This is a genomic window from Planctomycetaceae bacterium (assembly GCA_041398825.1).
Lineage (GTDB): Bacteria > Planctomycetota > Planctomycetia > Planctomycetales > Planctomycetaceae > F1-80-MAGs062.
Map to the genome: position 1 here is coordinate 1 of JAWKTX010000016.1, position 19,265 is coordinate 19,265.

Genomic DNA, 19,265 nt, shown 5'->3' on the forward strand with positions numbered 1-19,265 from the left:
CGAGGCCTTAGCGAACGTGATTCCGCAAACCGTGATTCCGGTCCTCGTCGCGATATCAACCCGGGCCCACTGTTGCCTGAACACTTGAGAATGGACCGACCGATGGGGCCAATGCCCAGAGGCCAGAGACCGGTTGATGAACCTCCGACCGAGAATCGTAGCGATTCTGCGATGAACAGTTCCCCTGACGACAACATCCAGAGGAGACCTCACCTGCAGCCACATCCCGGTGGCCAGATGAACCAGGATGCCTACGTGGAATTTGTAGTCTGGAATAGCAGGGGGCAAATTCTGGTATGCGACGGAGACTTACTCACCCCCAGGCTCACAAAACAGGCTCCACCTCTGAATCGTGGCGTCGCGAGCGAAGTTGTGTTCGAAAGGAATTATGTCCAGGCGGTCCGCCGAGGGCCGAACAACACAACGATTGCGACAATCCGCTCTACTGAGGCTGAATTTGCCCGAGTGCGTGAATTCGGATTTCAGATGGGCGCCATCGGGCTAACACTCTTGGTCGTTGGTTTGTTTGGCGGCTGGTGGATATCGGGGCGCATTGTCCAGCCCATTGCTGAAATGGCAGCGACAGCTTCCGGGATTTCGGCCAATCGCCTGGCGATGCGGATTGACGTTGCGAGACTGGATGCAGAACTCATGCCACTTGGGGGTGTTCTGAATCAGGCATTTGAGCGATTGCAGAAATCATTCGAGCGATTGACGCAGTTCACGGCCGACGCTTCACACGAGTTGCGTACGCCTCTGGCCGTGATTCAGTCACAAATTGAACTAACGCTCTCCAGGCCTCGTTCCGCCGAAGATTATCGGCAGACTCTTCAGACATGCATTGCCTCGACACACCGACTGCAGTCAATGGTGGACGGTCTGCTCCTGCTCGCCAGGGCCGATGCAGAACGATTGGACCTGGCACAACAAACGGTGGATCTGCGAATCATTGCAGAGGACGTCTGTGTTCAACTTCAGGAGAAGGCCCGACAATTGGATATCTCTCTGGAATGCGCGACCCCTGAAGAGCCGGTTTTCGTTCGGGGAGACGCATCCTTCCTGGCGCGTGTGCCATTCAATCTTGTGGATAATTCAATTCAGCACACCCCACACGGTGGCCAGATTCATATTGAAGTCCTTTCTGCCCCGCCCCACGCCACACTCACTGTGACAGATCACGGCCCCGGTATTCCGGCAGAACATCAGGCGCACCTGTTTGATCGTTTTTACCGAGCCGACGTCGCTCGGTCGCGCAGGCATGGTGGAAGCGGACTCGGCCTGGCCATTTGCAAATCCATTGTCGAGGCGCATGGTGGAACGATTGAATGTCAATCGCGAGTCGGTCAGGGTGCCACGTTTGTCGTTCAGTTGCCGTTGAGAGAAACGGGAGCGTCAGAAAACACACACGGGCCTTCAGAAGCCGAACACACGCAGACGGGGTGAATCAAAACACGGCTGAGGGACGGAACGGATTCTTCCCCACAATTCTCTGACTTCGGCTACTGGCAATGCTGGCATTGTCGATGTGAAGCTTTCAGTCCCACCTTTCAACTGTCCGCCTTGCTGAGGCCAATGGTCGAAAAATCGCCGAAACGCTTCCTCGCGATACCTGCGACGAACATGGATGGGGTCGAGGCCGTACCAATTCGGCTCCGGCTGAACAAACGAAGCCTTCCATTGGCGTGCCTCATTCTGAACCAGCTCATCCAGCAGATTTGCGTTCCGCTGGACATCGCGCAGTTGCAATCCTGAACCCGGAAACAAAATCGCGCGAGCGACTGAGAAGCGGATCCGGGAGAGATTGTTGACGGAATGCAGGGGCAAGCCGGTAAAGACCAGATGACAATCCGGATTCCAGTCCATCAATTGTTCGATGCAATCACGAATGGAAGTCATCACGTTGTCCGGGCTGCGGCCGTATACCAGGTCATTACCGACGTCGGTGAACAGTACCAGCGGAGGATACTCGGGTTGAGGATATTGCTGCCGGAGCGAGTGCCAGATACCGCACTTTGAAATCCCCGGCAGCCTTCGAAACCCGAAAGCGCTCCAATCGACGTAGGATCGTCCCATTCCAAGCGACGCAAATACGTCCACGGCCCGGTCCACACGTGAGGTCAGTGCTCGCAACAGTGGCTTCCAGCCGATTGTGAGATTGCTGGCCCCCAGAAGAATCACCGGCTGCCGACTACAATGCGAATCGCATGCGTCTGCGGATTCCACTGCCAACTCAGAAGAGGTGTGGTTCACGGTGAGGCCACAGGTTGCATGAGGAACAACGAAATTGCAATGTCACGGCGACAATTTGCGCATGTTTGGCTCGGGCAATTCCTAAACTGCAGACGGCAAAACAACCGGGCAATCAGGCTCCCCTTGAAGACTGCGAACCCTGACGCTCCTGAATTCCGGATAAGCGACGCTGATACGTGATAATCACGGATTCAAATCACTCTAATCCTTCTTCAGCAACTCCTTATATCGCTTCTGGAACTTTTCAACTTTCGGGCCAACCACAAACTGACAATATGGCTGACGGGGATTCAGCTTGAAGTAGTCCTGATGATAATCCTCAGCAGCATAGAACTTCGTTAGCTCTTCGAGAGTTGTCACAATCGGAGCGTCGAAGTCGTCCGACTTGTTCAACTCTGCAATGACCTTTTCGGTAATCGTTTTCTGTTTTTCGTCGTGGTAAAAAACAGCCGAACGATACTGCGTACCAACATCGCCTCCCTGTCGGTTCAGGGTCGTTGGATCATGGGTATGGAAGAAGACGTCCAGCATCTGTTCGAACGTGATGACAGTTGGGTCGTAGTCAATTTGTATACATTCGGCGTGGCCGGTTAATCCCGTGCAAACCTGCTTATAGGTCGGGTTGGGAATCGATCCACCAGCATAACCCGACTTCACGGCGACGACGCCTTTCAGCCGCAGGAAAACGGCTTCCGTACACCAGAAGCAGCCTGCGGCGAACGTCGCCTTTGCGAGCTTTCCAGACTTTTCTGGTGCGTCGCCATCAGCTTCAGGTGTTGCATTGTCTGAGATGGTCATTGGGTCCATTCCTTTCGCCAATCCGGTCCTGGATTTTGGCATCACCAAAAGTTATTTCCTGACGAATTACTCTACGAATCTGACAACGACATGCAGTCTGACGAATTCGACACAACTTGCCAACGTTTGAGATTCAGAAACCGCTGAACCTTCGGGTGATGTAACGAATATTCTTCGAGGACTGATGAAGGTTTCACGCAAATGGGGAATCCCTGCGTGATTGAGAGCCCCCCGAAATCCGCGTCCAAACTGGGCCCAAACATGACTGAATTTCAGCGAATCCAGGCAGTCCGTTGAAAGGAGGGGCGGGGCGTAACAAGGAACTCCGACGATTACTTCTTACCGCGGTCCTGCGCCAATTTGCGGCGGTAGTTTCGAATGAGCTCCGCATATTCACTATCAATGACTTCTCGCCCCTGTTCCGAAAGACCGTCTTCTAAATCATCATTTAATTCCGGATTAAACCACCCTCTGCCCCTGCCAGCCGTCCTACCGGGAGTTCGTCCGTCGAACAATTGATCGTTTCCTGTCCCTGCTTTTGCCTTGCCGGATGCCCCCGGGGACTCCTGCATTTGCCCGGGAGTCATGTCCGCGGGCAAAACACCTTTGGCAGCATTCTGTAATGCCTCAGCTGCCTTTGACAAATTGTCCGTGGAATGCGTCATACCGTTGGCATCAGCACCGTTGGAGCCTGCCTGGTTTTCCTGCTGGGCACCGGAATCTGAGGTTGATGCAGCATCGGCCCCCTGCGTTCCCTGAGATCCGGGCTGCTGTCCGGAGCTTTGCTGGGCCGCATCTCCTGGTGATTGCTGTCCCTCACCCGCCTGAGATTGCTCCTGTCCGGGCTGGCCCTGTTGAGCTGATGGCTCATCGCTGGCTTCGGTGCCGGAAGCAGGATTCGGACTGGACTGATCGCCTGCTGGACTGGATTGATTTCCCTGACCTGGCCGTTCGGCTTGCTTCAAATTGTTCAGAGCATCCGTAACGCTATCACCAACTTCGGACGGGATAACCGGATTTGAATCCTGCGGTCGCTGACTACCCTGTTGAGCCAGCTGCGCTGCCCGATTGAGTTGCCCCGCCGCCTCATGCCCCGATTGGGAGGCCTGCTGAAGTTGAGATTGTCGGAGCTGCTCTGAAGCCTGATTTGTGGAGTCCGCCGCTTCAGCAGCCGCTCGCGCCGCTTCCCCTGCCTGACGCCCCTGTTGCTGCGTCCCCAAAGCTTCAAGATTCAGCCGTTCCGCCAGTTCATCCAGCTGCGCAGGCAACGACTGCGTTTCGTTTGTCAGTCTTTGCTGCGAGGATTGCTGCGCACCGAGCTGGGCAGCATTGTCCTGCTGAAGTCGATCGAAGACATCTGCCAGTTGATTCAACTCTGCAGCGATTCCAGTGAGCTGACTTTGCTGATCGGGCAGCCCACCATCTTCAATTTGCGAAACGACCTGACGAGCCTGATCGGCCGACTCACGCATTGATCCGGCAGCTTTCGAAAACTGACCAGCGTCTGCTTCGCTAATCGACTGTCTCGCTTTATCAGCAGCGGCCTGAGCGGCCGTTTTCGCGTCAGGGGGCGAAGCACTCTGCTGAACATCTTCTGCGATTTCAGCCGATGCATCGACCAATTGCCGCAACCTCTGAATCAGATCTTCTTCGACCGATGCTTGCGAGCTTCCCGGAGCTCTTTCCTCAAGCGACCCACTGGTTCGAGCCTGATTATTCTGATCGTCATTTCGCGATGTTTTCTGAGCACCGTCCTCGTTTGGATTCTGCTGACTCAACCCACGGGATTCTTTCAATTGTTCAATCTGCTGCCGAACGTCAGACAACTGCTTTGCAATTCTTCTGGCTTCTTCTGATGCCTTTTCCTGTTCACTGCTGCCGGTGTCTGGCGCGGCATCCGCTTCTTCGGAGCGAGGGGAATCGGCCCGGTCGGCGTTTGAGGCAAGCTGGCTGGCGGATTGCCTCAGTTGCTCTTCAAGCTTTTCAAGGTCCTGCTGAGCATCCTGCAGATCACCCTGCCTGAGCGCGCGGATCGCGTCATCAATCGAAGATGAACTCGCCTTTGCAGTTGCTTCATCCGTTTGTGGATCGAGCGGCCCTGCGGCGGCCTGCTGAAGCTCCTGAAGTTGCTGCTGGATTTGTTGTGCTTCGTTACGCATCTGCTGAAGCCGGTCAGCAAGGTTCGAGGCATCACGAGCTGCATCGCGTGACTCTTCCGCCACCCCGTCAGCGACCTGTTGCTGATCCTCTGCAAGCTGCGCAGCCTTCTTGCCGATTTGTTCCAGCTTCTCAAGTTGCGATCGACGAGCAGCCTGAAGCAATTCATCCCGTCGCTTCAACAGGTCTTCGAGATCGCTCGCCAACTGTTTCTGCTCTTGCTGAATGTGCTCTTCACGGTCCTTTAGTTCTTTTTCGAATTCATCCTGTGTCTGCCCCGGCTCCGGCTGATTTCCTTCTCGGTCCTGCTTCAGCTCCTGCGATTGTCTCGCAAGCTCTTCAGCTTCCAGGGCAAGCCGATTAAGTTCCGTCAGGTCCTGTTCAATTTTTGCTCGTTCCTGATACTGCTGAATGACCCGTTTGAGTCGATCACGTGCCGCATGAATGCCATTGATACCGTCCTGGAGGGATTTGGCAGCTTCATCACGTTGTTTCGGTATGGCATCGTTCAGTGAATTTGGTATGTCGAATCGAACGGCACCGCCAATCTCCGCCAACTCTTCCGCAATATCGTGGAGGAGTGGATGTGTCGCAATCTCCGCAGCAATCTCCTGAAGTCGACGCCCCTGTAGCTGCTCCTTCTCGCTTAGAGATCGAATTCCATCCCGAGTAGTCTTGTCCCACTGCTTCCAGAGATCGTTTCGCAACTGATTGCCGGTCTCAATATCGGCCGTCAGTTGGTTAGCCAGTTCGGTCAGCTCATCCAGAATTGCCTCGTTTTCTTCCGTAAGTGCCTTTTTTGCCAGTGGATCGGCATCGTCACGAATCCGCAGGATCCAGGGGCCCCTGATCACAAGATGCGGTTCAGGGACGGGTCGATTGTCAGTCGTCCGAACTCGAATGGAAATCATGTCTCCGGAGTGGAGATCATATTCTGCGAGTGGAAGTCGAAACCGGTGCAGGACCTGAGGCAAGCCGGACTGAAAGCCTTCCGCAGGCAATACCCGAACAGTTTCCTCATTCTTCTGAAGCAGGAACTCCAAAGTTGACACGCAGAAATCGTCCGTCACATTGCAATCAAGCGGAGCAACATCGTCCGGACGTACATCGGTTTCATCCTGCAAGCCAGTGACTCGCAATGTCGGAGCAACATCCTCAAGGACCGTCAGTACGCGTTCCGGCTCTTCCGGCAGCGACAGACTGTCGGCATCCCGAATATCGAGCTCAAAACGTCCTCCACCAACAGCATTAAAATGGAAGACCGCCTCAGTTCCGTCCAGTGACAGTGATCCTTCGACAGGTGGTTCCTGATGTTGATTGGAAGCAGTCGCCACGGTCAGTTCTGCGGCAATTTGTTCGGGTGAGACATCGGGAGACATATCTTCCAGAGGCATGGCGTCTTCCATGAACTCATCGACTGCAATCTCGGAAGAAATCGGCTTCCAGGTTTTCCAGACAAGTCGCGCCTGAATCACGGGTTTTGTGAACTGAACGCGAAGCTCTACCTGACTGCGTTCGAAGACAACCACGCTGCCAACAACACCCTCGATACGTTCCACCGGCCGGCCGGTATAGGCGGGAGGCGTTGATATCAATTCAATCGCTGTGATGGTCGGTGGATCGACGACCTTCAGTTCAAACCAGGACGTCTTCGTTCGACCACTCGTGATGCGGTAAAACAGTGTCTGCTGCGCCGCGGGCAGGATCGCAGAGAATTCCCCTCGAACTTCATCAAACTTCATCAGCAACCAGTCCGTTTGTTCCTGCTGTGTGCGGAGCTCTACGCGAACGTTCTCCGGAAGCGCTGTCTGGTCACCATGACGCCATTTGGGAATCGCTGCGAACGTGACATCTGATCCTATCGGAACGGTACGATTGGCATCCGGAATTTCAAAATAAAGATTTGTCGCTGCATCGAGATTGGCGAACGGAGTCCAGAGTCTCTGCATCAGCAGCAAACTTGTTGCAGGCCAGAGCATTGCAGGCAACGCAGCGATCAGCACCGCCACGAAGATCAAAGCACAGTGTTGCAGGGTTTTGTTACCACGGACCACAGTAGATGCAGACAACCCTGAAATCTGGCCCCGCAACTGCCGACGAAGATGATCACACATCAAAGCGGATCCTGTTTCCGACTTTGATGCATCGGGTGAGTTGACCGAAATGAGCGTTGCGACGCCTTCATGCAGTTCAGGAAAGGCCATATCGACTGCCGCCGCCAGTTCCTGCGACGACACCGAAACAATCATCGGTCTGAACCATCGAGTCCATGCCACAAACACCGTGACCACAATCGTGCCTAGCAACATCAGAAACCGGGCAATTGAAGGCAGGGGAAGGACAAAATCGACGAGGCCAGCCACCAGAAGGCACAAACACAGGGTCAAAATGAAATCGAAGACACCCCGAAAAAAATGATGCAACAATATTCGACTGCGACATGCGCGCAGGAGTCCGTCAAATTCGGGCAGAGGCGATTCACCATCCAAAGATGAAGCCGGTCGACTGAGGTCAGCATTCTTGCTTGAAAGGGTGCTCGTCGACATAAACAGTCTCTGTCAGGTTCTGAATCGAATGCCCCCGGAATCAGCTGCCGTCCACAGCCTGACCTCCGTCACACGATAACGCGGAATTGTACGTGCTGAACAAACCTTTGTCATTGGAAATGACCTCCCGGTATTCATTGCTTCCCCAGCAGTGCCCGCCTCTGATTCCATGACCGGGCCGGCCAATCAAGTATCAAACGGCCAGATACCAGGGGACGAGTTGCGCGAATGCAGAACGGCAGAACGTCCCAGTAGTCGGCCGGAGGGATCATTTCCGAGAGGCATTCCGGGCAGATACAATCCCGGATTCTCAGACGATGGCCTAATCTCAATTTGTCACAGAACTTTGCAGCCAGGGGTTTCTTCTGGCCTGCGAATTGCGGTGCAGTGTTTGATCGAATGCGAATGCGGTGAGAGGCTGCTGAAACTGAGTCAGGCGTTCTTGTGCCTTCATGATGAGTTTACACAAACGGGCAATATTCGGAATGATTTGGTATTGGATCGCCGCCGGAACACTGATTTTTCTGAACGGCCTGTGTGTCACGGCAAATCTGCTTGCATTGCCGGGCAATTGGGCAATGGTCATTGGATTATCTATTTTTGTTGCAGTAATGCCCTTTGAACACGGACCAGGGTGGGGAGCCGTTGGGGTCATCGCCATCATGGCGGTGGCTGGTGAAATCCTTGAAACCGTGACGGGTTCGGCCAGGGCGGCAAAAAAAGGGGCGAGTCGTCGTGCCATGCTGCTTTCGTTTTCACTATCGATCGCAGGGAGTGTTGGCGGTGCGTTCCTGATTCCCATCCCAGTGATCGGAAGTGCAATCGGTGCGGTTGGAGGAGCAGCCGGGGGAGCATTCGTCGGTGCCTGGCTGGGTGAAGCCTGGATTGGTTCCGACAACCGGAAACGCAATGAAGTCGGAGCCGCGGCCATGACGGGCCGCATGATGGGCATGCTGGCCAAACTTTCCATCGGAGTGGCAATTTTTGTTTATACGACAATTTGCTTATGGGTCTGAACGCTGTTTCGGATGCGACATTTGCACATTATCCTTTCCGGGAGTTTTGATTTCCGGGTGACCAGACTTTTATCCGCTTGCGCGGGTTCGTGTCAGAATTGAGGCGACTGTGTTCCGAGTGATAACGTCTTTCGTATTGATCCTCGTTCTGCTGTTTTCTGCCATGCACTTCTTCAAGACCATGGCATCGGGGCGACCGGAAGTTCAGCAGCGTGAAATCACAGAAACGGTTTACAATGTGGATGCGTTCGAGGTCCAGCCAGTGACATTCACGGAGTTGTTAACGGCGTTCGGGACGTCCGTGGCCGACCGTGAAGTTGTTGTTGCCGCTCAGGTCAGCGGAGAAGTGGTCGAGATTCATCCATCACTGAAAGTCGGTCAGGCCGTATCGGCCGGGGCGGCCATCGGCGCGGACGGCGGAACAAATCAACCCATTTCCGGAGATCTCCTGCTGAAAATAGATCAGCGTGATTTCCAGCAGCGGGTGGAGCAAACCAAAGCAAGCATTGCGGGCATCCAAACGGAGATCGAGCAACTGTCGCAGCAGAAAATGAATGCGGAACGACAGTTGGCTCTGGCCAGGCAGGATCTGCAAACCCTGCAGGATGACTACGACCGCGTGAAAACTCTCCGGGATCGCGGTGCGGGCCTGGCAACAGACCTGACGCGATCACTGCTCGAACTACGACGATACCAGGACACAATCGTCCAGCTGGAAAACCAGATCTCTTTGCACCCCCATCAACTGGAAGCCGCCCGGCAACGGTTGACAGCCGCTGAAGCAGATCTGAAGAGAGCCAACAACGATCTGCTGCGCACGGAAGTGGTGCCGCCGTTCAGCGGCGTTCTGTCGGAAGTCATGGTCGAACAGGGGCAGTATGTTCGTAACGGCGAACCACTTGTTCGCATTGTCGATTCATCACGGATTGAAATCCCGGTGAGCCTGGGTCTAGAGGATTACTTACTCATTCAGGATGCAGTCGAAAGTGGCCATCCCCCGGAAGCATGGCTTGCAGAAAATGAAACAGCCCCTGCCAGATGGAAAGGGTATGTCGTGCGAGTTTCACCGACAGCCGATGCTTCTTCACGTACCATCGAGGTCTTCATTGAAGTTATCAATTCGGATCAGGACACCCCACTCCTGCCGGGAACATTTGTGTTTGCTCGAATCAACGGTCCTCGGTTCGACAATGCGCTGATCATTCCGAGAGAATCCATCGTCGAAGATACGGTTTTTGTCGTGAACAACAGTAGCGACAAGGGCATTGGGCATGCAGAAAAGAAACACCTGAAAACCGGACGTCGATTGCAGTCGCTCGTGGTTGTTCACGAGGGACTGAAGGCGGGTGATCGAGTAGTCATGACGAATCTGGATGTCATTCAGAGCGGTACTGGTATTTTGCCTCAACAGACGATCTCACCCATGGACGAAATCCAACGGATTCGTGTCCCCGTGATCCAAATGCCGGACTAATTGCCTGACGAATCCAATTGGACACTCCGAGGCAGACCGGCATTTCTGATGGTCGACGCCCCAATGCGGGGACGATGCTCCCGCCCGAAACGAAATTAATGGTGAACAAACACCACGCCCACAAAAGGGCGGGATTCGCGGCTGGGGAGATTCCCAGGAGGTCGATTGCCCGGAATGCAACAGCAATGTGGAATTTTCCGTGGCGAATGCCCGTTACTGCAGTTCGATTCACTCAAGCATCAGTGCAAAGCCCGACGAATCCGACGGATGAGCGAGACAATTGGGGCAACGAATGTCTCTATGAAACAAAGAACTTGCATCGACTCTTGCGAGTTTTAGAATTGCGGGAAACTGGCACTCTGCGCAGTTTGCTGAACATTTTTGCAGTAAGGCCTCTCGGGGCTGAATCGCCGCTGGGCGATCAGCAGTCAGAATGGGGTCATGAAGTGAGTCAATTCAGCAGTTTCCTGGGGAGTTGGGTAAACAATGGGCAAGAAATATCTGAGCCTTGATGAAGCCGCCGACATGTTGGGGGTTTCAAAGGATGAAATGCTGAAACTGCGGGATGACGGCAGCATCAAAGGGTTTGCCGATCGAGGCGATGTGAAATTCCGCGAAGAAGACGTCGAGGAATTTCTGCGCAGTCAGCAAGTCGATTCTTCACCCGATTTCCCAATCCTCTCCGCTGATACAGGCTCGGTGCTGGATGATGACGATGAGGTCGACTTTTCGGCATCTGACAGCGACGTGCGTCTGACATTCGATGAGTCCATGTTCTCAAATGACGACGACGATGCCATTTCGCTGGATGATTCGGACAGTGACGTGCGTCTCTCGGGCGATTCTGGTCCAAAACTCGAATCAGAATCCAGTCCCACCGACGATTCGATCGATCTTTCAGGGTGGGACAGCGAAGTGAAACTGTCTGACTCAGACAGTGACGTAAAGCTTGTCGGGGCCGCCACCGAAGGCGAAATTGACGCCGAGGATCTTGGAGCGACTGTCCAAATGAAAGACTCAGACAGCGACGTACGTATGGCAGACGATTCCGGAGACGAAGACGACGACAGCGGCATCTCAATGTTCGATGATTCGGACAGTGATGTGAAGCTGACCGGCGCGCGCACCGACGCAGATATTGACCTGGCCGGATTGTCGTTGGACAATTCCGACAGCGACGTTCGTCTGGCAGATGAATCTGGCGACGACGACGATGACAGCGGCATCTCTTACTTCGACGACAGCGACAGCGACGTCATGCTGTCAGGTGCCGACGGCCTGCTCTCGGAAGAAGACAGCGACAGTGATGTCAAAATCGGGGGGCTTGAACGCACCGATAGTGACATTCGGTTGATTGATGATCCGCTCGGAAAAACCGATGGCGACTTTAATCCGCTGCCTGACGACAGCGATCTGAAATTGCTGGACGCAGGTTCGGCCGTTCAATTTGATGACGACAGCGGCATTTCGCTGGAGTCTGCTGATACGGGAATGAATCTGTCGGCCGACGACAGCGGAATCTCACTCGAACTGGACAGCGGCATCAGTCTGGACGCTGACGATAGTGGGATCTCGCTGGAGAGTTTCGACAGCGGAGCCATGCTGGACGACAGCGGCATCACTCTGGACGCTGATGACAGTGGCATTGCTCTGGATTTCGACGACGACAGTGGAATCGCACTGGACCTGGATGACGACGACGATGATATGTCCCGCACCATGCCAATGCAGGCGATCCATGGTAGCCTGCCCGGAATGGGCGAATCCGGCGAAATGACCACCGAATTCGCTGTTCCTTCTGGCGATGATAGTCAGTTTGAACTGGCCGGTCTGGACGATGACGAAGACGATGTCGGCGGCACAAGTGTGCTCAAATTCGATGATGACTTCGATGACAGCCAGACAATGGCGGTTGCCGATGTGGATGGCGAATTCGCTGATGAAGAATTCGGAGATGATGACGCCTACGAAGATGAATTCGCCGACGAGTACGACGATGCGTCCATGGAAGACGAAGGCTACGCCGACGACTTCGACGACGAGGACGAAGACGGTGTTGGCGCCGGGTTTGCCGCTCCGGCAGCCGCGGGGCGGGGGGCTGCCAGAGCAGCTGAGTTCGACTGGGGCAATGGCCTGAAAGCTGCCCTGGCTCTGAATACCGTACTCACCCTTCTGAGCGCCATTGTGGGTGTCGAACTTGTTCGAACCATGTGGCTCTGGACAGCACCAGGCGAAACGAAGTCAGGGATTCTGGAGATGATTGGTGGATTGTTTGGCGGATAGCCTTCGATGAACCACCAGAATTCGTAGAATCAATGAAGCCCGTCTTTCGAATGCCGGAAGGCGGGCTTCCTCTTTCTGTAATCTGTTTCAGAAGCACTTCATTGTCACAGGCTACCAGAGATTGTCGCTGGCCAATTGTGACGTTCTGTCATTCTGGTGACCTGTGAAACTCCGACGCCTGCCTGAAGACTTCCAGGTGGAAGAAGTTGCAACCATCGCGGAAACTTCAGGACGTTTCGCGCTTTACGAACTACAAAAGCGTTCCATTGGAACACCAGAGGCCATTGCAGCGATCGGCAGCATCTGGAAACTTCCCGGACGCCGTATCGCCTACGGCGGGCTGAAAGATAAACACGCCGTCACCTCTCAGTTTGTTTCTATCCAGGATGGTCCCCACACCAGCCTGCAACACGAACAATTTCTGCTCAGTTACCTTCGACAATGCGAACACCCCTACAGTTCCAGATGCATTGACGGTAATCGATTCACCATCGTCATGCGGGACCTCAGTCGGCGCGAAGCAGACTTCGCCGTCACTGCTCTTTCTGCCGTCGAGGAATTCGGGTTACCCAATTACTTCGACAACCAGCGATTCGGGTCGCTGGGATTCTCAGGAGAATGGATTGCGGCCGCTCTTTGTCGAGGTGACTATGAACGCGCACTTTGGCTGGCTCTGGCAGATCCGCATCCGGATGATTCGTCAACCGAAAAACAGCAAAAGCAAATCCTTCGAGATCATTGGGGACAGTGGGTCGATTGTCAAAAGGCACTTTCGAAATCACACCGAAGAAGCATTATCACGTTTCTGTCGGATAAAGTGAAAGCCGGTAAGCCGGCGGATGTCCGGGGAGCGTTCGCAAGAATATCGCCGGATCTCCGAGGCCTCTACCTTTCCGCGTGGCAGTCAGCCATCTGGAACCGAGTTGTTTCGCGACTGATCGAGCAGATCGTTTCATCCACCTCAGAGAGCGGGATAACATCATGTCACGTCGAACTCAAGAGCGGCCCTGCATGCTTTCCCCTGTCAGCGCCACCTGAAACTGTGCAGAACGGCCTTCTGCAACACCATGCCTGCGAAGATGCGGCTCTTTCTTCGCGGCAATTGATCCGTCAGCAACTCTCGACAATGAAAGTACAGCTGCCGAGCGCAAGAATTCCGCAGCCCGATGGTGCAGTTGGCAGGATCCTGGCCGAAGTATTGAACGAAGAAGGTTTGTGTCTGAAGGATGTGCGTGTGAAGTCACCTCGGGACTGTTTTTTTTCGCGAGCATACCGGAGTGTCATGATCATGCCTGAAGACATCAGTGCATCGCTGGCCGAGGATGAGCTTTATCCGGGGCGTCTCCGGATGACGCTGCGATTTGAATTACCACCGGGCAGCTATGCAACCATCTTGGTAAAGCAGCTCACATCCGTCGCACAGGAACGCAATTCATGAATGTCGAAGCTGGGCAGCGAGGCACGCCGCCGGACTATCTGAAACAGATTGCCCCTGAAGTTCTGCAGAGCATCCTGAGCCCCGCAACGATTCATCAGCCGGTCATCGATCAGGCGATCATCAAGTCCCGGCTGTCTGACTTTATCGTGGAAGAATTGCCAGCATACGAACCCTGTGGTGACGGCGAACACTTGTTTCTCTGGGTCGAAAAACGCGGGCTGTCCGGACCGGATCTGATCGAACGCATCGCTCGACGCCTTCAGATCAGGTCCGCGGACATTGGCATCGCCGGTCAGAAGGATCGGCACGCTGTCACTCGGCAATTTGTGTCAGTTCATCGAAACTGCGAACCCCGATTGTCGCAACTTGAGTCCGACGACCTGACGATCCTTTCAGTGACAGCTCATCAGAACAAACTCCGGACCGGTCATTTAAAGGGCAATCGATTCTCAATCGTTCTGCGATCAGAAAACAAACCATTCGAGCAGAACTCCGTTGAACGACTTCAAAATGCCCTGGCATCCATTTCAAACCGAGGATTTGCGTCAACATTCGGGACGCAGAGATTTGGCTTCGATGGAGAAACACTCAAGACCGGCCTTTGTTTTCTGCGCGGTCAGTTTTCGAAAAAGCGATGGCCCTATCATCAACAACGATTCATGAGCCGATTCGTTGTCAGCGCGGTGCAGTCGGCAGCCTATAATCTTGTTTTGCACGACAGAATTCTCAATCAACAAATCGAATCACCCGTCTCTGGCGACATCGTAATTCGAAAACAGGGAAGTCGCCCGTTCGAATTTAACATGGATATGCCTACCGAACCAGGTCAGGTAACCGCTGATGAGACACGACTGATTCCGGCTGGGCCAATGTTTGGCAATCGCATGCTCGCAGCCAAAGCATCGGCAAGGGCCTATGAGCTTCGCGCGCTTGAGTGCCTTGGGATTCAGGAGTCAATGTTTACCAGGCAAGCGAAGTTCTGCCCGGGAACTCGCAGAATCGCCATCGAATTTCCGGAGAACGTTCAGGTTCACTCGGTTGAAGGCGGCCACGTGCGGCTGGAGTTTGAACTGCGGTCGGGAGTCTACGCGACAACATTGCTTCGGGAGCTCATTCATATCTGCACAGACACGCGGGGAATCAATGAGGGACATCAATCACTCGGTGAGGATGACTGAGCGTTCTTCTGCTTCTTCAGAACCGCAAGCTGAAATGCATGACGGACATCGCAACGGCGGCCACGAATCCCACACGCACATTATCGTTGAGTCGAACACGAAGGGATTCCGCCACACCGGCCAGCAGAACCGCCGGCGCGACGATCGCAAGTGCCAGGCCGAGAGAAATCGGCGGATCGGCGGCCTCGGGGTTGTGAGTTTCTCCCCAATACACCCACGTTGTCATGAATGTGCCAACAACGACGAATGACATCAGACCTGACCAGGATTTTGAACGATTCCACGGCAACCTCGGACCTCGGAATGTCAGGCCACATAACGTTGCAGACCCATCACCGAACGCAAGGATGGCAAGAACCGCGACACCAATTTCAAGGTGGCCCGGAAAGAGAAGGACGGTCAACAGAACGGACAGAGCGTATCCCGCCACAGCAGAGGCTCCGGTGCCTTCGCCCTGCCTCTGAATATGTCTGAAGCCATGAAATATCCGCAGCGCGATCACGGCACATGCAACGACAACAATCCAGCGTAAAGTGGGTGTGATCGGGTCGGCATGCGATTCGACGTGCAACCCAAAGGCGAGCAAACCAGGGGCCATATGCCACAGACGGCGTTTGAGCTCACGGTACGGTGGGATTTTGAATGTAAAAGTGCTGTTGCTCTGATTTGCAATCGGTGCGGCGGATTCCGTGATGACCGACTGGAGTGAGGCAGTTGCGGTGTCAATGGCTTCAAGAGTCGCTTCGGACGACGATTCGACGGCCCGATTCTTCCTGACCGGCAGACCCTGCGGATTACGAATTTCTACGCTCATCGTCAGTCCCCAAAGAGCGGAAGCTCCTGCATGGATTGTCGCGTCAAGAGATGCGAAATGGGTCGATGGCTTTATCAGTGCACCGTATTCCTGAACCGTAGGCACTCGATTCGGGACACGCTCGCTGATTCAAATGTCCGCCAACGCTGGCGCAAACCACGACTCTTAATGAGATCGTTCAGGCAGATTGCCAAAGGCGACAGAAAGTTGCTATGCGTCGACTATCTTTGAGAGCCGTGGCGAGAATATCCGAAAAACCTCAATCTTCCGATATTTCCGCCTGTCTGCAGGCCGCGGATGCACGCCCGGGATGGCTTAATCAGGCATTCAGCGACTCGTCACTGCCGGTCAACAGTTCGCGCAGTCGACGAATCGCCCGCAGGTACCGCATTCCCGCGGCCGGAGGCGTCAATCCGAGCGCCTGCGCGACTTCGCTGTTACCAAGATGCTCGAAATGCCGCATGATGATGAGCTCGCGATCGCTGTCATCCAGTTGGCTGAGCGCGGCAACAAACCGTTGTTCCATTTCCTTTCGCAACGTCGCCGCAGCCGGAGTCAGCTCATTGTCTTTCAGGAGCGATGCAAGATCTGCAGTCGAACGGTCATCATCTGTATTCAGAGTGCTCAGGTTTTGTTCCCGGTCGACACTCCGTCGCTGGGCAGTCCGATGGCGACGATGCATGTCGATCATGCGGTCCTTGGCGATTTGCCTGAGCCAGAGGTGAAAGGGCATCACCGGGTTTTTTATGTAATCCATCATGCGCTGGGACGCTTCCATCAGCACGTCCTGAACGACGTCACTGGCGTCCACGCGCCGGGAAACGGCCTGATCCAGTCGCATCTGAATCATGCGACGTACGGCTTCTCGGTGCCGGTCCATCAGGCGATTCACAGCATCAAGGTCGCCAGCCTGAACGTGCTGCAAGAGTTGCAGGGTATGTTCACCTTCCGGCCACATGAGGAGTACTTTCGACGGATGTTTTGTTTACGTGAATCTTCAACTGACAAAGACAGACTGTTCGCTCATTCTGGTCACTTACTTCCGTGCGACTGCTGTCGACGAATTTCGTACAACAGAATGCCTCCTGCGACAGCGGCGTTCAGCGATTGAATCTCGCCCATCATCGGAATCCGCAACTGCAACTCGCATTGTTCCAAAAGCTTTGGATGAACGCCAGTCGCCTCACTGCCAATCACCAGAGCCACAGGACGATTCAGACTGGTCTGCCAGCAGGATTCCTCAGCCTTTTCAGAGGCTGCTGCGACGGTTATTCCCGCATTGCGCAGCACGCTGGCAGCCGCGGACAAGTCCGGGACTCGGAACAACGTCGAATAGTTGACGGCCCCTGCTGACGACCGTGCGACATGCGGTGTAACGTTTGCCTGCTCCCGATCTGCGACAATAATCGCGTCAGCTTTCACAGCATTACAACATCGCAGAATTGCCCCGAAGTTGTGGGCATCCTGTATTCGGTCACAAATAACAAGCAGAGGAAAACGGTCACTCCCTGTATTGATGCAGTTCTGCTGGATCCAGTCCTCAAGCTGCTGCTCATCACCGCACGGGAACTCGCCCATACAAGCAGCCACCCCCTGATGGTCCCCGGAACGCGTTAGTTGCTGAATTCTGTCGGACGTAACCTCGGACAGACGCACTCCGAAGTCCAGCGAGTAAGTTCGGACGATCTGCTGAACTTGCGGGTCAGCATGTTCCGACAACAGCAGCTCCAGAACCGGCCAGCGAGCTGACTGAAGAGTTTCGAGCACGGCATGACGGCCCCACAGCCAGCTTCGCTGATGACTGGCTGCCCGGGAATGAGTGCGTCTCGCCATCAGCCCGTCTCCTCAGGCGAACCGATGAATCGGGATCCGGACTGCAGTGAATACCCATTGATAAAATCACCCGCGTCCATTGCGCGGCGGCCTTCCGGCTGAATACGGTGGATTTCAGAAACTCCCTCAAGGCAGGCAACCAGTAATCGCCCCTGAACGACTTTGATTTCGCCCGGGACACCGAACGTACCGGTCCCGAGAGTCCGCTCGCTGTCGTCCGGAAGGACAGGTTTGGCACGAAGAACAATACAGCGAACCGGCGCTGCAGCACCTTCGATTTGTAACCAGGTTGAGGCTTTCGGCCACGGCTGCATGGCCCGGACCAGACAGTCAATTTGTCGGGCTGTTTGATTCCAGTCGATGACGGCTTGTTGCTTTGTAATTCTGGGAGACAGCGTCACCAGAACATCGTTCTGCGGCTCAAAAACAGCGCGGCCTGCCTCAAGCTGGTTGCAACAGTCCAGAGTCAACGGAATGCTCAAGCTGGCAAGCCGCATCATCAGATCTCCAGATGTTTCTTCCGGATGAATTGGTGTCTGGACTTTGCCAATGACCGGCCCGGAATCCAGCGCCGGTTCGATTTGAAACATCGTGACACCGGTCACCTGATCGCCACACCAGATCGAATACTGCACAGGTGCAGCACCCCGGTGTCGGGGCAACAGTGAACCGTGAAGGTTGAACGCTCCCATCCGTGGAATGGCCAGAAGCTGAGGGCGAAGTATCTGGCCGTACGCAGCGACAACGAAGAGATCTGCATCAAAGGCCTGCAGTTGCTCCAGAACATCCGGCTTGTTCACGCGTTCCGGCTGCAGCACTGGAATGCTCCGTTCCAGGGCGAGCTCCTTCACTTTGTTCACGTGGCGATGATGTCCGCGTCCGGTCTTGTCTGGCTGCGTCAGCAACCCGGTCACAATATGCTCAGACTCCATGAGCGCTCGAAATGGGGGCAAAGCGAATTCGCCTGTACCCATGAGTACAATTTTCAAGGCCACCTTGCTTCGTCTCCAAAAACATCGAGCCACTCCGGCAGGAGTGGCTCACGAGAACTCATTTCAATTCTGCTGCTGTCAATTGCAGACCGGCGAACCGCCTTTTAGTCCGGAACAGCTAGTTCCAGAATTTTTCGCCATGCCAGTTAATCGGAGGATTCGTCTCCACTTCCACATCGCCATGGACTCGCGTCTGGCATGCCAAACGAACGTCTTTGCCCTGATTGCTGAGTATTTTGATGCCCAGCAGCGGGTTGAGCTTCGCCCACAAACGCTCCAGCAACCCCTTGCGAGTTACATTCTCCTGCCCTTTCTGAATAATCACGTTGCAGCTGCAGCAGGTGCCCAGTCCCATGCAGTTCACAATTTTGTGGGGGCCGGAATACAATTGCACGCCGTTCTTTCGGGCGACGGTCCGCAGATCTTCGCCTTCCTGAGCCTCGACAGTAACCTTTTCGTTGACAAACTTGACTGTTGGCATTGCGG

At 54.5% G+C, this 19,265-nt stretch carries 14 protein-coding genes; 6 read left to right on the forward strand and 8 right to left on the reverse strand.

Annotation, left to right across the window (positions count from 1 at the left end):
* The coding region (locus R3C20_22630) for an ATP-binding protein (GenBank protein MEZ6043303.1) at positions 1–1,443 on the forward strand (1,443 nt) is incomplete at its 5' end.
* Here R3C20_22630 and R3C20_22635 read toward each other — a convergent pair.
* The 3 genes from R3C20_22635 to R3C20_22645 form a co-directional block, all read right to left on the reverse strand.
* Entirely contained in the window at positions 1,414–2,250 is an 837-nt protein-coding gene (locus R3C20_22635; GenBank protein ID MEZ6043304.1) for a hypothetical protein, read from the reverse strand. The two genes, R3C20_22630 and R3C20_22635, sit on opposite strands and share 30 nt — an antisense overlap.
* 201 nt (positions 2,251–2,451) lie before the next feature.
* Positions 2,452–3,048, reverse strand: a complete 597-nt coding sequence (msrA, locus tag R3C20_22640) for a peptide-methionine (S)-S-oxide reductase MsrA (protein ID MEZ6043305.1) — start codon at positions 3,046–3,048, stop codon at positions 2,452–2,454.
* Between the two features lie 332 nt (positions 3,049–3,380).
* Positions 3,381–7,751, reverse strand: a complete 4,371-nt coding sequence (locus R3C20_22645) for a hypothetical protein (protein ID MEZ6043306.1) — start codon at positions 7,749–7,751, stop codon at positions 3,381–3,383.
* A 485-nt stretch (positions 7,752–8,236) separates the two neighbouring features.
* On the opposite strand from R3C20_22645, the gene R3C20_22650 reads away from it, so the two are divergent.
* The 5 genes from R3C20_22650 (at position 8,237) to R3C20_22670 (ending at position 15,140) form a co-directional block, all read left to right on the forward strand.
* Entirely contained in the window at positions 8,237–8,767 is a 531-nt protein-coding gene (locus tag R3C20_22650) for a DUF456 domain-containing protein (protein MEZ6043307.1), read from the forward strand.
* A 109-nt stretch (positions 8,768–8,876) separates the two neighbouring features.
* Positions 8,877–10,241 (forward strand): efflux RND transporter periplasmic adaptor subunit, encoded by a 1,365-nt coding sequence (locus tag R3C20_22655; GenBank protein MEZ6043308.1) that lies wholly within the window; start codon positions 8,877–8,879, stop codon positions 10,239–10,241.
* A 486-nt stretch (positions 10,242–10,727) separates the two neighbouring features.
* Entirely contained in the window at positions 10,728–12,524 is a 1,797-nt protein-coding gene (locus R3C20_22660; GenBank protein ID MEZ6043309.1) for a helix-turn-helix domain-containing protein, read from the forward strand.
* A 163-nt stretch (positions 12,525–12,687) separates the two neighbouring features.
* Positions 12,688–13,962, forward strand: coding sequence for a tRNA pseudouridine(13) synthase TruD (gene truD / locus R3C20_22665; GenBank protein MEZ6043310.1), 1,275 nt, complete (start codon positions 12,688–12,690; stop codon positions 13,960–13,962).
* On the forward strand, positions 13,959–15,140 hold the full coding sequence (locus R3C20_22670) for a tRNA pseudouridine(13) synthase TruD (GenBank protein MEZ6043311.1): 1,182 nt from the start codon (positions 13,959–13,961) through the stop codon (positions 15,138–15,140). Before truD ends, R3C20_22670 begins: the two co-directional genes overlap by 4 nt.
* A gap of 16 nt (positions 15,141–15,156) precedes the next feature.
* On the opposite strand, the gene R3C20_22675 is transcribed toward R3C20_22670, so the two are convergent.
* From R3C20_22675 to R3C20_22695, 5 genes are all read right to left on the reverse strand, one after another.
* Positions 15,157–16,059: a hypothetical protein gene (locus tag R3C20_22675; GenBank protein MEZ6043312.1), complete on the reverse strand. Its 903-nt coding sequence runs from the start codon at positions 16,057–16,059 to the stop codon at positions 15,157–15,159.
* Positions 16,060–16,273: 214 nt separating this feature from the next.
* Positions 16,274–16,912 carry a sigma-70 family RNA polymerase sigma factor gene (locus R3C20_22680; GenBank protein MEZ6043313.1) on the reverse strand — a complete coding sequence of 213 codons (639 nt, stop codon included), beginning with the start codon at positions 16,910–16,912 and terminating at the stop codon, positions 16,274–16,276.
* 74 nt (positions 16,913–16,986) lie between these two features.
* Positions 16,987–17,787, reverse strand: coding sequence for a 23S rRNA (guanosine(2251)-2'-O)-methyltransferase RlmB (gene rlmB, locus R3C20_22685; protein MEZ6043314.1), 801 nt, complete (start codon positions 17,785–17,787; stop codon positions 16,987–16,989).
* Positions 17,787–18,782, reverse strand: a complete 996-nt coding sequence (fmt, locus tag R3C20_22690; GenBank protein MEZ6043315.1) for a methionyl-tRNA formyltransferase — start codon at positions 18,780–18,782, stop codon at positions 17,787–17,789. Before fmt ends, rlmB begins: the two co-directional genes overlap by 1 nt.
* Positions 18,783–18,897: 115 nt before the next feature.
* Positions 18,898–19,260 (reverse strand): 2Fe-2S iron-sulfur cluster-binding protein, encoded by a 363-nt coding sequence (locus tag R3C20_22695; GenBank protein ID MEZ6043316.1) that lies wholly within the window; start codon positions 19,258–19,260, stop codon positions 18,898–18,900.
* Between the last annotated feature and the right edge of the window lie 5 nt (positions 19,261–19,265).